16 protein-coding genes are annotated in these 12,604 nt (G+C 66.4%); 13 read left to right on the top strand and 3 right to left on the bottom strand.

The genetic code is table 11. The features are described from left to right. The first annotated feature begins 532 nt into the window (after positions 1-532). From VUG52_RS22590 to VUG52_RS22575, 4 genes are all read left to right on the top strand, one after another. The gene (locus tag VUG52_RS22590; protein WP_050703801.1) at positions 533-778 is read left to right on the top strand and encodes a hypothetical protein; all 246 of its coding nucleotides are present in this window, start codon (positions 533-535) and stop codon (positions 776-778) included. Next, complete coding sequence (locus VUG52_RS22585; RefSeq protein ID WP_050703802.1) at positions 775-1,026, top strand: DUF3077 domain-containing protein; 252 nt, start codon at positions 775-777, stop codon at positions 1,024-1,026. The genes VUG52_RS22590 and VUG52_RS22585 overlap by 4 nt, the downstream gene beginning before the upstream one ends. Positions 1,027-1,200: 174 nt before the next feature. Next, positions 1,201-1,764, top strand: coding sequence for a GNAT family N-acetyltransferase (locus VUG52_RS22580; protein WP_050703803.1), 564 nt, complete (start codon positions 1,201-1,203; stop codon positions 1,762-1,764). Positions 1,765-1,815: 51 nt separating this feature from the next. Next, positions 1,816-2,355 carry a hypothetical protein gene (locus VUG52_RS22575; RefSeq protein WP_050703804.1) on the top strand — a complete coding sequence of 180 codons (540 nt, stop codon included), beginning with the start codon at positions 1,816-1,818 and terminating at the stop codon, positions 2,353-2,355. Positions 2,356-2,434: 79 nt separating this feature from the next. On the opposite strand, the gene VUG52_RS22570 is transcribed toward VUG52_RS22575, so the two are convergent. Next, a complete protein-coding gene (locus tag VUG52_RS22570; RefSeq protein ID WP_262951568.1) occupies positions 2,435-2,902 on the bottom strand; it encodes a DMT family transporter in 468 nt (155 codons plus the stop codon). A 91-nt stretch (positions 2,903-2,993) separates the two neighbouring features. Between VUG52_RS22570 and VUG52_RS22565 the strand changes: the two genes are divergently transcribed. After that, on the top strand, positions 2,994-3,914 hold the full coding sequence (locus tag VUG52_RS22565) for a LysR family transcriptional regulator (RefSeq protein ID WP_331832103.1): 921 nt from the start codon (positions 2,994-2,996) through the stop codon (positions 3,912-3,914). Positions 3,915-3,948: 34 nt separating this feature from the next. Further along, on the top strand, positions 3,949-4,335 hold the full coding sequence (locus VUG52_RS22560; RefSeq protein WP_062575096.1) for a lysozyme inhibitor LprI family protein: 387 nt from the start codon (positions 3,949-3,951) through the stop codon (positions 4,333-4,335). A 202-nt stretch (positions 4,336-4,537) separates the two neighbouring features. Here the strand turns inward: VUG52_RS22560 and mnmH are convergent, their stop codons facing one another. Together mnmH and selD are read right to left on the bottom strand one after the other, a co-directional pair. Beyond that, positions 4,538-5,650 carry a tRNA 2-selenouridine(34) synthase MnmH gene (mnmH, locus tag VUG52_RS22555; RefSeq protein ID WP_050703808.1) on the bottom strand — a complete coding sequence of 371 codons (1,113 nt, stop codon included), beginning with the start codon at positions 5,648-5,650 and terminating at the stop codon, positions 4,538-4,540. Beyond that, complete coding sequence (selD, locus tag VUG52_RS22550) at positions 5,650-6,684, bottom strand: selenide, water dikinase SelD (RefSeq protein WP_050703809.1); 1,035 nt, start codon at positions 6,682-6,684, stop codon at positions 5,650-5,652. Before selD ends, mnmH begins: the two co-directional genes overlap by 1 nt. 163 nt (positions 6,685-6,847) lie before the next feature. Between selD and VUG52_RS22545 the strand changes: the two genes are divergently transcribed. From VUG52_RS22545 to moaD, 7 genes are all read left to right on the top strand, one after another. Next, positions 6,848-7,702 (top strand): putative selenate ABC transporter substrate-binding protein, encoded by an 855-nt coding sequence (locus VUG52_RS22545; RefSeq protein ID WP_050703810.1) that lies wholly within the window; start codon positions 6,848-6,850, stop codon positions 7,700-7,702. Beyond that, positions 7,699-8,493: a phosphonate ABC transporter ATP-binding protein gene (locus tag VUG52_RS22540; protein ID WP_331832102.1), complete on the top strand. Its 795-nt coding sequence runs from the start codon at positions 7,699-7,701 to the stop codon at positions 8,491-8,493. Before VUG52_RS22545 ends, VUG52_RS22540 begins: the two co-directional genes overlap by 4 nt. Further along, a complete protein-coding gene (locus tag VUG52_RS22535) occupies positions 8,487-9,314 on the top strand; it encodes a PhnE/PtxC family ABC transporter permease (protein WP_050703816.1) in 828 nt (275 codons plus the stop codon). The genes VUG52_RS22540 and VUG52_RS22535 overlap by 7 nt, the downstream gene beginning before the upstream one ends. After that, entirely contained in the window at positions 9,311-10,078 is a 768-nt protein-coding gene (gene phnE / locus VUG52_RS22530; protein WP_220689939.1) for a phosphonate ABC transporter, permease protein PhnE, read from the top strand. The genes VUG52_RS22535 and phnE overlap by 4 nt, the downstream gene beginning before the upstream one ends. A gap of 294 nt (positions 10,079-10,372) precedes the next feature. Further along, the gene (locus VUG52_RS22525) at positions 10,373-11,767 is read left to right on the top strand and encodes a PhoH family protein (protein WP_011535580.1); all 1,395 of its coding nucleotides are present in this window, start codon (positions 10,373-10,375) and stop codon (positions 11,765-11,767) included. Positions 11,768-11,888: 121 nt separating this feature from the next. Further along, positions 11,889-12,359: a cyclic pyranopterin monophosphate synthase MoaC gene (moaC, locus tag VUG52_RS22520; RefSeq protein WP_046857035.1), complete on the top strand. Its 471-nt coding sequence runs from the start codon at positions 11,889-11,891 to the stop codon at positions 12,357-12,359. Then, entirely contained in the window at positions 12,359-12,604 is a 246-nt protein-coding gene (gene moaD / locus VUG52_RS22515; protein WP_050703818.1) for a molybdopterin converting factor subunit 1, read from the top strand. Before moaC ends, moaD begins: the two co-directional genes overlap by 1 nt.

Below are 12,604 nucleotides of genomic sequence, written 5' to 3'. Positions count from 1 at the left end.
CGTGGGCACCACTGCCGCCCCGCACGACTTGAGGCATGCACCAAGGCGGGCAACCATGGCCTGACAGGTTCGGCACGTTGCAAAAGATGTGGGAGCGGGCTTGTCCCGCGATGCGCCGCGCGGGCGGCGCTCGATCTTGCAGGCGCTGCAAGGCCATCGCCAAGCACCTGGTGGCCATGACGCGATCAAAACCCTCGCCCCAAACCCCGTAAGACATTTCCGAACTTGAAACCAAATCCTTCAGCCAGACAGCGCTTCGGACCTATCCTACGCGGCTGCCGGAAGGCTCTGAATTGGCCGGGAAATGCATCAGGGGTACCGTCACTGGGTCGTCACATTTGGCGACCGGGTGTGAGAAGCCCGTTGTGTGAACCATGTCGATTCCGTCAATGGCGGTCGTGCGCGTGCAGGCTTTGGCCTGACCGTGGATTCATGGTTACACACGGGCTTCTCACCATGCGTACGACTGCCACCCTAATCTGTGAGAAGGATCGAGGTGGTTGTTCCTGAAATTCAATTTCGAGGAGTAACCATGAAAAAACTAGTACCTGACCCACCCTACCCAATCCCCTTCGTCACCATCATCAGCGACCTCGACCCCGAGGAAGCCATGGCCCACGCCAACAAGCTGATGCACACCCTCAGCGACACCGTCCACGCCTACACCGTCTGCCAGCGCGACGAGCGCCTCGACGTGATGATGGACAGCGTCGAGATCCTCGGCCAACTGGTCATCTCGCTGGTCCGCCACGCCCGGGCCAAGGGGGCGCCGGTATGAGCGACGACTTCAAGCCCGGCCCGACCCAGGGCAAGACCACCTGCCTCGAGATCTTCTGCATCCAGCCCGGTATCCCGTTCGATCACGCCTTCAGCGACCTGTCGGTGCTGCTCGGCTGTGTGGCGCACTTCACCACCGAGGCTGAGATGGAAGGGGACCTCATGGCCGCCAGTGCCGCTCGGATCCTCAGCGGGCTGGCCAAGGGGCTGATCGATGACATGGAATTGGGGCTGAATCGCGCGCGGTGAATGGGGGGCTGCTGCGCAGCCCGTTCGCGGCACAAGGCCGCTCCTACAAGAAAACGCGATCCCCTGTAGGAGCGGCCTTGTGCCGCGAACGGGCCGCAAAGCGGCCCCAGGGATGCCAGACCGGGCCACTGTCGTTAGACTGTCATCTCCCCACCACCGGACAGGAGTCCCGGCGTGCCCGACCCCCGCAGTTTCCCCAGCGACCTGTGCCTTGAAAGCCCACGCCTGCAGCTGCGCCCCATGCGCCACGGCGACGCGCAGCAGTGGCTGACCATCATGGCCGACCCGGAAGTGATGCGTTACTGGTACCACGCCCCCTGGCAGACCCTGGCCGAGGCCGAAAGCGCCCTGGCCGCCGACCGCGAGGCCTTTGCCGCCGGCCAGTTGCTCAAGCTGGGCATGTACCGCCGCGACAACGGCGAGCTGATCGGCATGGTCCAGCTGTTCAACCTCGAGGAGGGCTCGCGCCGTGGCGAGATCGGCTACTGCCTGGCCAAATCCGCCCAGGGCCGGGGCTATATGGACGAGGCGCTGACCTGCTTCATCGACTACCTCGCCCACACCCTGCACCTGCGTCGCCTGGAGGCGGAGATCGACCCGCGCAACCAGGGCTCGGCGCGTACCCTGGAACGCCAGGGGTTCGTCCTGGAAGGCACCTTGCGCGCCCGTTGGTGCGTGGCCGGAGAGCTCTCCGACTCGGGCCTGTATGGGCTGCTGCTCGAACCGCCTGTCGCCTGAGGCACAGGTACGCTATGGTCGGGTTTTGCCGATGATCGACGGAGTCTGTGTTTGCCAGCCTTCTATCTGACCTTCAGCTTGTTGCTGTACCTGTTGAGCCTGGCCTTCGATGGCGCCCTGATGGGGGCGGGCCGGCATATGCCGGCGCTGCAGATGCTGCTCTACGGCCCCTGGGGCATCGCCTTCGGTTTGTACCAGTGGTTCGCCAACCCGCTGCTGGCGCTGGCTATCCTCGGCCATCGACGGTTCCGCCGCATGGCGCTGGTATGCGGCATGGTGGCGCTGTACCTGGCGGCCAGCAGTTTCGCCATCACCCGCTTGCCGGACAACCAGAGCTACGCCTTCCAGGATGTGACCGGCTTTGGCGCGGGCTTCTACCTGTGGCTGCTGGCGATCCTGATGTTCTGCCTGGGGCAGCTGTGGTGGTGCTGGAAGGCGCGCTCGGCGGCAGATGTGCCGGGCTGGGGCTGGCTCGATGTGGCCCTGATCGCTGCCCTGAGCGTGGCGCTGTATGCCGCTACGCAGATGCCGTCGCTGCGTTTCGAGCCACACAAGGTGATCGTGCCGCCGGAGCAGCCGCGCACCTTGTGATGGCAATTGCCCCTACAGGGCAGCGCAATGACTGCGTGGGAGCGGGCTTGCCCCGCGATAGGGCTGCTATGTCAGGCGCTCAACGCGCCGTGCCCCACTGCACCACGATCATCCCGATCACGATCATCCCCACCCCCGCGAGCCGCAACAGGTTCACCGGCCGCTCCGGCAACCCCATCAAGCCAAACTGGTCGATCAGCAGCGACGACAGCACCTGCCCGGCCACCACGCAGACGATAAACCCCGCCGCCCCCAGGCGTGGCGTCAGCACCAGCGCGGCGGTGATGTACAGCACCCCGGCGACCCCACCGAACCAGGCCCACCAGGGCGCGTGGGCCAGTTGCTGCAGCTGCGGCAGCGGCGCGCGCATCAGCAGCAGGGCCGGCACCAGCATCAGCAGGCTGACCAGCAACGACACCCCGACGGCCCACAGCGGATGGCCGAGCAGGCGCCCGAGCGCGGCGTTGCTGCCGGCCTGGAACGGCACGGCGGCCCCGGCGAGCAGGGCGATGAGCAAGGGGAGGGCGGCGAAGAGGCTGGCGGGCATGGTGTCTACTCCTGATCAGAACACTGGCCTTAGTCTCGATCATGCATTTCAATGATGGAAATTCGAACTTCGCACAGGTTGTATTCGTACCATGGATGATCTGCGCCGCATCGACCTCAACCTGTTGCTGACCCTGCATGCCCTGCTCAGCGAGCAACATGTCTCCCGCGCGGCCTTGCGCCTGCATCGCAGCCAGCCGGCGGTCAGCCATGCCCTGGCACAGTTGCGCGAGCTCTTCGCCGACCCTCTGCTGGTGCGACGCGGTGGCCGCCTGCAATTGACGGCCCGCGCCGAGGCCCTGCAGGCGCCGTTGCAGGAGGCGTTGCAGCAACTCGACGGATTGCTCGGCACGCCGGGTTTCGAGCCGGCGCGGGCACGGCGCACCTTTCGCCTGGCCATGTCCGACTACGGCGCCCGTGTGGTGCTGCCAGCGCTGATGCGCCTGCTGCGGCGCGAAGCACCGGGCATTGACCTGGTGGTGTCCCAGGGTAGCCGCGAGGCGATGCTCGGCCAGTTGATCGACGGCGAGGCGGACCTGGCGCTGGGCGTGTTCCCGGAGCTGCCGACGGAAATGGCCCAGCAGGTGCTGTTCGAGGAATCCTTCGTCTGCCTGGCCGACCGCGCCAGCCTGCCGTCCCGTGGCGGCCTGGCGCTCGAAGCGTGGCTGGCGCGGCCCCATGTGCTGGTGGCGGTACGCCCCGGCATCGACAACGAGATCGACCAGGCCCTGGCCAGCTTGGGTGTACGCCGGCGCATTGCCCTGACTTTGCCGCATTGGGGCGTGGCCCAAAGCCTCATTGCCGGGACCGACCTGGTGCTCACCGTAGCCCGCCGCAGCCTTGCCGGTGCCCGGGTGGACCCGGTGCTGCGCCAGTTCGCGCCGCCCCTGGCGATCTCGCCGTTCGCCTTCGCCCAGGCCTGGCATTCACGGCGCGACGGCGATGCCGGGCACCGCTGGCTGCGGGCGCGAATCCAGGCGCTGTGCGTGAACGAAAGCGGGGCAGGCTGCTAGGCTGTGCCACGACCCTAAGCGAGAAGGAATGCCCATGTTCAAGCGTTACCTGCCCGGCGTTGCCGCCCTGCTGATCGCGACCGCTGCCCAAGCCGAAGACTATTCGCCCACCTACACCCAGTGCATGGACAAGGCCTCCAGCACCCTGGCCATGGGCGCCTGCATCCAGGCCGAGACCCAGCTGCAGGATGACCGGCTGAACCGCGTCTACAAGCAACTGATGGCCAAGCTCGACAGCCAGCAGCAGAAGGACCTGCGCGAAGTCCAGCGTACCTGGATGAAGTACCGCGACGGCAACTGCGCCTTCCATGGCAAGTTGAGCAACGGCAGCATCTACCGCATCGAAGGCGCGATGTGCGAGATGGACATGAGCAAGGACCGCGCGGCGGAGCTGGAGCGGGTGCTCAGCCCGGGGCAGTAACTGTGGGTTTGCTTGCCCTGTTGCGCAGGGAACTATGATTACCCAGCCAGCGCGTACCCTGTGGGAGCGGCTTTAGCCGCGAAGCAAGCAACGCGGTGCATGGCACCGGCTTCGCCGGTGTTCGCGGCTAAAGCCGCTCCCACAGGTCCCTGCTAAATCAGTAAGTCATTTGTAGTTCCATTGGAGCGGTCTTGCCCGAGCTTCAGGCGCTGCGGTGCGCGCGCAGTGCCCGTGCCTTCAGGTACTCGCGCACCTCCACGCCATCTCCGGCGAACTCGATCCGCTGTGCCTTGGCCGCCCGCTGGTAGGCGTACATCGGGTCGTAGTATTCCTTGAGCAGCCCCTCGATCCACCCTCGGTGCAGGCTCACGTCGCCACTGCGCAACTGCTCCTCCAGCGCCTGGTCGAGCAACGCAGACAGTCGCTGGAAGCGCTCGCCGCCCAGGCGCTTGTAGATATTGGCCATGCTCTGGCGCATGCGCTCGGCGAACAGCGGGCCGCCGGCCTCTTCGCCGTGCACGGCGATGTACTCGGCGCACAGGTTGATCACATAGTCGCGCAGGATGCGTTCCACGCGATGCGCGAAGCTGTCCTCCAGCCACACCAGTGGATAGCGCTGCATGCCCTGGTACAGCTCCAGCGGCACCGCGCAGCTGCCGACCACGCGGCCTTCGTCCTCGAGCACGAACTGGCCGATGCCACGCTCGCGTTTCTTGAGAATGTCGATGGCCAGCGCATTCTCGAAATCGATCTGCGCCGGCTGCGCCGTGGCGCGCTTGCCGAAGCTGGAGCCGCGGTGGTTGGCGTGGCCTTCGAGGTCGAGCACGTTGTCCAGCTGGTGCAGCACATCGGTCTTGCCGGTGCCGGTCAGTCCGCCTACCAGAACGAACTCGCACTGCTGCACCGCCTGCAGCGTGGTATCCATCAGCAGGGTGCGCATGGCCTTGTAGCCGCCCACCACCTTCGGATACTGGATGCCGGCGTCCTTGAGCCAGCCCTGGACGATCTGCGAGCGCAGGCCGCCACGGAAGCAGTAGAGATAGCCCTCGGGATGGGCCTGGGTGAACGCGGCCCAGGCTTCCAGGCGCTGCTGCTTGAGCGCGCCGTTGACCAACTGGTGGCCCAGGGCGATGGCGGCGGCCTGGCCCTGCTGCTTGTAGCAGGTGCCGACCTTCTGCCGCTCCTGGTCGTTCATCAGCGGCAGGTTGACCGCGCCTGGGAAGGCGCCCTTGGTGAATTCGATCGGCGCGCGCATGTCCATCATCGGCACGTCGTCGAGGAACAGCTGTTTCAGCTCGGTGCAGTCGGAGCGCATCAGATCACCTCGACCGCGTGGCTCTGTCGCTCGACCAGCTCGCCGATCGGCGCCAGCTCGAGCCCGAGCTCCCGGGCCACGGCGAGGAATTCGGCCTCGCCCTGCGGGGTAACCGCCACCAGCAGGCCGCCGCTGGTCTGCGGATCGCACAGCAGGTGCTTGTGCTCGTCGCTCAGCGCGCCGATCTTGTGGCCGTAGCTGTCGAAGTTGCGCAGGGTGCCGCCGGGGATGCAGCCCTCGGCCAGGTAGTGTTCGACGCTGGGCAGGCGTGGCACGGCAGCGAACTGCAGGCGGGCGGTGAGGCCGCTGCCCTCGGCGACTTCGACCAGGTGGCCGAGCAGGCCGAAACCGGTGACGTCGGTCATCGCCTGTACGCCGTCGAGCTTGCCGAAGCGGCTGCCCGGGGTGTTGAGGGTGCACATCCAGTCACGGGCCAGGCCCTGGTCCTGCTCGCGCAGCTTGGCCTTCTTCTCGGCGGTGGTGAGAATGCCGATGCCCAGCGGCTTGGTCAGGTACAGGCGGCAGCCGACGCTGGCGGTGTCGTTGCGCTTGAGGTGGCGCTTGCTCACCACGCCGGTCACGGCCAGGCCGAAGATCGGCTCGGGGGCGTCGATGGAGTGGCCGCCGGCCAGCGGGATGCCGGCTTCGGCGCACACGGCGCGGCCACCGCGGATCACCTCGCGGGCGACCTCCGGCGGCAGCACGTTGACCGGCCAGCCGAGGATGGCGATGGCCATCAGCGGGTCGCCGCCCATGGCGTAGATGTCGCTGATGGCGTTGGTGGCGGCGATGCGGCCGAAGTCGTACGGGTCGTCGACGATGGGCATGAAGAAGTCGGTAGTCGAGACCACGCCGCGCTCGTCATCCAGGGCGTAGACGGCGGCGTCGTCGCGCGAGGCGTTGCCGACCCAGAGTTTCGGGTCGAGGGCCTGGGTGCCGCTTTCGGCGAGGATCACATCCAGGACCTTGGGAGAAATCTTGCAGCCACAGCCAGCGCCGTGGCTGTACTGTGTCAGACGAATCGGCTCGCTCATGTGCACCTCGACTTTTCGTGATGCGCGATTGTAGCAAAGCTGGCCTTTGTGCCTGCGCCTCTTATACTTCCCCCGTTTATCAGCATCGCGGGGCAAGCTCGCTGCCACGCAGACCTGCGATGCGCCATCGACTCATGCCTCGCTATCGAACCGGAGAATCCCCATGCTCAAACGCCCCCTGGCACTGTTTGCCGGCCTCGCGCTGTCCTGCTGCGCGGTGGTCGCCCAGGCCGCCGATGTGCTGCGCGTCAGCGCCATCCCCGACGAGGCGCCGACCGAACTGCTGCGCAAGTTCAAGCCGCTGGGCGAGTACCTCGAGCAGCAACTGGGCATGAAGGTGCAGTTCGTGCCGGTGGCCGACTACCCGGCGGTGGTCGAGTCGCTGGCCAGCGATCGCCTGGACCTGGCCTGGCTGGGGGGCTTCACCTTCGTCCAGGTGCACCTGAAGGACCCCAAGGCCACGCCGCTGGTGCAGCGTGAGCAGGATGCCAAGTTCACCAGCAAGTTCATCACCGCCAACCCGGACGTGAAGAGCCTCAAAGACCTGAAGGGCAAGACCTTCGCCTTCGGTTCGATTTCGTCCACCTCGGGCAGCCTGATGCCGCGTTACTTCATGCTCAAGAACGACAACATCAAGCCCGAGGAGTACTTCAGCCGCGTCGCCTATTCCGGCGCCCACGATGCCACCGCCGCCTGGGTCCAGGCCGGCAAGGCCGATGCCGGCGTGCTCAACGCCAGCGTCTGGGACAAGCTGGTCGCGGCGGGCAAGGTCGATACCAGCAAGGTGAAGGTGTTCGCCACCACGCCGGAGTACTTCGACTACAACTGGACCGTGCGCGGCAACATGGACCCGGCACTGAAAGAAAAGATCAAGCAGGCCTTCCTCGCCCTGGACCCGGCCAAGCCTGCGGACAAGGCGATCCTCGACCTGCAGGCCGCCAGCCGCTTCATCGAGACCAAGCCCGAGAACTACGCGGGCACCGAGCAAGCCGCGCGTGAGGCCGGTCTGCTCAAGTGAGTATCCGTGTTCAGGGCGCCAGTGTGCGTCATGGTCAGGTCCAGGCATTGAGCGCGGTGGACCTGCAGATTGGCCAGGGCGAGCGGGTGGCGATCATCGGCCCGTCCGGGGCCGGCAAGTCCAGCCTGCTGCACCTGATGGGCACCGCCGTGCCGCCCAGTGGCGGGTGCCTGGAGTTGTTGGGCGAGCAGCCCTGGGCATTGTCTGCCCGGGCCCGCCAGCGCTTGCGCGCACGGGTTGGCCTGGTGCACCAGGCGCCGCCCCTGCCGCCGCGCCAGCGGGTGGTCACCGCCGTGCTGGCGGGGCGCCTGGGGCAGTGGGGCACATTGCGCGGGCTGCTCAACCTGATCCACCCCGGCGATGTGCCCGGTGCCCGCGCGGCGCTGGCCGAGCTGGGCATGGCCGACAAGCTGTTCGCCCAGTGCGGGCAGCTGTCCGGTGGCCAGTTGCAGCGGGTCGGCATCGCCCGCGCCTTGTACCAGCGACCTGAAGTGCTGCTGACCGACGAACCGGTCTCGGCCATGGACCCGGTGCTGGCCGACCACAGCCTGGCGCTGCTCAACCGCCATGCCCAGGCCCATGGCGTGACCCTGGTCTCCAGCCTGCACGCGGTGGAGCTCGCCCTGGCGCATTTTCCGCGCATCATCGGTATTCGTGCCGGGCAGGTGGCGTTCGATTGTCCGGCAGCAGCGGTCAGCGAAGCGATGCTCGATGCCTTGTACGCCAACGAGCAACTGGCCTCGCCTGTCGCTGCGACGGCGAGCCTGCAGGTGCAGATCCCGCGATGCTGAGCACTGACCAACGCGATCCCGCTGCCATCCCTCGCTTGCTGCTGACCCTGCTGTGCCTGGCGTTGCTGTGGCCGGGCCTGCGCTTGAGCGAGCTCGACCCCGGCGTGCTGTTGCAGGCCGAGAACCGTCAGCAGATGGCCAGTTTCGTCAGCGCGTTCTGGCCCCCGGCCCATGACGCCGGGTTTCTCGACCTGCTGTTCACCGCCACCGTGCAGACCCTGGCCGTGGCCACGGCGGGCATGACCCTGGCGCTGCTGCTGGCGGTACCGGCCAGCCTGCTGGCCAGCCGGGCGCTGTCGTTGCGGGCGGCTTCCAATGGTGGACGTTTGGAACCGTGGTCACGCGCTGCGCGCCTGCCGGTGCGCAGCGTGCTGATCTTCCTGCGCAGCGTGCCCGAGATCGTCTGGGCCCTGCTGTTCGTCCGCGCCGTGGGCCTGGGCCCGACCGCCGGGGTGCTGGCCATTGCCATCACCTACAGCGGCATGCTCGGCAAGGTCTACGCGGAGATCTTCGAGTCGGTGGACCAGCGCCCGGCCCATGCCTTGCTCCAGGCCGGCAGCAGCCGGTTGTCGGCGTTTCTCTACGGCACCCTGCCCGAGGCCGCGAGCGAAGTGGTGTCCTACACGGTGTACCGCTGGGAATGCGCGGTGCGCGCCTCGGTGGTGATGGGCTTCGTCGGCGCCGGCGGCCTGGGCCAGCAGATCGACTTGTCGATGCGCATGTTCGCCGGTGCCGAGGTGGCGAGCATGCTGCTGACCTTCCTGTTGCTGGTGGTGCTGGCCGACCTGCTCAGCCGCTTCCTGCGTGGGAGGCTCGCATGAGGCGGGTGATCAATGGGCTGGTGATCGTCGCGATCCTGGCGGCGGTGCTGGCGTCGTTCGCCTACCTGGAGCTGGACCTGGCAGCGGTTGTCGGCAGCGGCGGGCCGGCGCAGATGGGCGAATACGCGGCGCGTTTCCTGCACCCGGACCTGTCCGTGGCGCACCTGCTGGCGGTGGGGCAGGGCGCCCTGGAAACGCTGGCGATGTCCGGGATGGGTACGCTCCTGGCGATGTTGCTCGGCCTGTTGCTGGCGCTGCCGGCCGCCGGGCGCTTCGGTTGGCCGCTGCAGGGCGCTGCGCGCCTGCTGCTCAATGCGCTGCGGGCGATTCCGGAGCTGGTCTGGGCGGCGCTGACCGTGCTGGCGGCGGGCCTTGGGCCGAATGCCGGCACCCTGGCGCTGGCGCTGCACACTGCCGGGGTACTGGGGCGGCTGTTCGCCGAGGCGCTGGAGAATGCACCGCCGGAGCCTGCGGCGGCGATCCGCCTGCAGGGCGGCAGCCAGGTGGCGGCGTTCTGTTTCGGCACGCTGCCCAACCTGTGGCCACAACTGCTGGCGTACAGCCTGTATCGCTGGGAGAACAATATCCGCATGGCCAGCGTGCTGGGCTTCGTGGGGGCGGGTGGGCTGGGACAGATGCTCTATGCGACCCTGAGCCTGTTCCAGGAGGCCCAGGCCAGCACGGTGATCATTGCCATGCTGCTGCTGGTGTTGCTGGTGGACGCCCTGAGCGATGTGCTGCGCCAGCGTTTCGTTCGCGCCTGAACGGGCTTGATGCGCTACCTGATCTCTGACTGTAGTCCCGCTCAGGCCTCGCGCCAAGCCCTGTTCGTCAATCCGAAAAATAAACTTCACTAGAGCGTAAAAAGACTTTTTTCGGTCATGGTTTTTGCGGTATCAAGGAACCAGACAGCCGAACCCTGCAGCACAGGTGGCGTCATCCACGCCCTCCTTGCCAGGTGAGCTTCCCGCCCGTAACGACGCGGATACGGGAAGAACGGCAGTCACTCTGCGGCGCAGCCGTTCGCGCCGTGTGGCTTTCACATAAGGTGAACGAGTATGGATGACCAAGGACGCAACCCTTCCTCCAACCAGCCAATCCTGTATGTGCTCGATACCAACGTCCTGATTCACGACCCCAACGCCCTGCTCAACTTCGAGGAGCACCACGTCGCCATACCGATGACGGTGCTGGAGGAACTCGACAAGCTCAAGACTGGCAAACACACCATCGCCGCCGAATGTCGCCAGGCCATCCGCCTGATCGACCAGACCTTGGGCGACGCCTCGCCCAGCGATGTCGAGCAGGGCGTGCCGATCCAGCGTGGCAAGAGTGGGCCCAAGGGTTTCCTGTCCATCCTCATGAGCACGCGCAACGAGCCGAACCGCCTGCTCCCCGAGAACCTCGCCGACAACATCATCATCAACCAGTTGCTGGACCTGCGCGCCAAGCGCAAGGACCTCGACGTGGTGCTGGTGACCAAGGACATCAACATGCGCCTGAAGGCGCGTGCTTGCGGGATCGCCGCCGAGGACTACAGCACCGACCAGCTGGTCGACGACGTGTCCTTGCTGTCCAAGGGCTACCACTCGGTCACAGGGTCGTTCTGGGACCGCGTGAGCAAGGTCGACACCCGCCAGGAGCGCGGCCGTACCTGGCACCGGGTGCAGTTGATCGACAACCTGCCGGCGGTGCACATCAACGAGTTCATCATCGACGAACAAGGATTCGTCGGCTGGATCAAGGGCATTCGCAACGACGAGCTGCTACTGCTCGACCTGCACCAGGAGCCGCTGCTGCACCAGGAAGCCTGGGGCCTCAAGCCACGGGACATCCACCAGAGCCTGGCGCTGTTCGCCCTGCTCGACCCGGATATCCACCTGGTCAACCTGACCGGCGCCGCCGGCTCCGGCAAGACCATCCTGGCGCTGGCCGCGGCCATCGAGCAGACCATGGTCAGCAAGCGCTACCGGCGCATCATCGCCACCCGCAGCGTGCAGGGGCTGGACCAGGAGATCGGCTTCCTGCCGGGCACCGAGGCGGAGAAGATGGAGCCCTGGCTGGGCGCCATCACCGACAACCTCGAAGCACTGCACATGGACGACGAGAGCACCCACGGCAGCGTCGAGTACATCCTCGAGCGGGTGCCGTTGCAGTTCAAGTCGCTGAACTACATCCGTGGCCGCAGCTTCCAGCAGAGCCTGATCCTCATCGACGAGTGCCAGAACCTCACGCCGCACCAGATCAAGACCATCATCACCCGCGCGGGGAACGGGTCCAAGGTGGTCTGCCTGGGCAACCTGGCGCAGATCGACACGCCGTACCTGTCGGCCACCAGCTCTGGGCTGACCTACCTGACCGAACGCTTCAAGGACTTCCCCCACGGCGTTCACATCACCCTGCAGGGCGTGCCGCGCTCGGTGCTGGCCGAGTACGCCGAGTCGCACCTGTAATCCAAGCCCGCTCCCACGATTCGTCGTGGGAGCGGGCTTGCCCCGCGATGCGCTGATCTGCCCTCTGCTCAAAGCTGACCTGCAGGTTTACACTCTGTACTCCCTACCCAGGAGCAGAGCAGTGCTGACTCATCTTGATTCCCAGGGGCGCGCCAACATGGTCGACGTCACTGAAAAGGCCGTGACCGCGCGCGAGGCGATTGCCGAGGCACGGGTGCGCATGTTGCCGGACACCCTGCGCATGATCGTCGATGGCCAACACCCCAAGGGCGACGTGTTCGCCGTGGCGCGCATCGCCGGCATCCAGGCGGCGAAGAAGACCAGCGACCTGATCCCGCTGTGCCATCCGCTGATGCTCACCGGCGTCAAGGTCGAGCTGGCCGCCGAAGGCGAGGACGTGGTGCATATCGTCGCCCGCTGCAAGCTGGCCGGGCAGACCGGCGTCGAGATGGAAGCCCTGACCGCCGCCAGCGTCGCCGCGCTGACCATCTACGACATGTGCAAGGCGGTGGACAAGGGCATGGTCATCGAGCAGGTGCGCCTGCTGGAGAAGACCGGCGGCAAGAGTGGCCACTACAAGGTGGAGGGGTGATGAAGGTCAAGGTCATGTATTTCGCCCGCTACCGTGAGTTGCTGGGCGTCGATACCGAGCGTCTGGAAGGCGACTTCAAGGTGCTGGCCGACGTGCGCCAGGCCCTGGTGGGCAAGGGCGGGCACTACGCGGTGCTGGCCGAGCAGAACCTGATGTGCGCCCGCAACGAAGAGCTGTGCCGGCTCGATGAGCCAGTGGAAGAGGGTGACGAGATCGCGTTCTTCCCACCCGTGACTGGAGGTTGA

The sequence above is a fragment of the Pseudomonas sp. LH21 genome (assembly GCF_036549575.1).
Taxonomy (GTDB): domain Bacteria; phylum Pseudomonadota; class Gammaproteobacteria; order Pseudomonadales; family Pseudomonadaceae; genus Aquipseudomonas; species Aquipseudomonas peradeniyensis.
This window is presented reverse-complemented; position numbering and strand designations above follow the sequence as displayed.